This is a genomic window from Gemmiger formicilis, assembly GCF_016901605.1.
In the GTDB taxonomy this organism is placed as follows: Bacteria; Bacillota; Clostridia; order Oscillospirales; family Ruminococcaceae; genus Gemmiger; species Gemmiger formicilis_B.
Map to the genome: position 1 here is coordinate 1 of NZ_JACJKP010000750.1, position 223 is coordinate 223.

The 223-nt window shown below is 60.1% G+C and carries 1 pseudogene; it reads right to left on the minus strand.

The features are described from left to right. Nucleotides 1-102 precede the first annotated feature (102 nt). A pseudogene (locus tag H6B10_RS19110) lies at nucleotides 103-223 on the minus strand (lactaldehyde reductase); the annotation flags it as partial.

Genomic DNA, 223 nt, shown 5'->3' on the forward strand with positions numbered 1-223 from the left:
GCTTATGCCCTCTACAGCGACATCAAACCCAACCCCACCATCCAGAATGTGCAGGACGGCGTAGCCGCTTTCAAGGCCGCCGAAGCGGACTGCATCGTGACCATCGGCGGCGGTACCGGCAGTGGTGGGCACTGCGATGGTGAACACTGCATGCTTCTTGGTGGGCGCCACGCCTTCCAGGCTGCGCACATCGGCAAATTCAGGGTTATTGATGATGATGCCG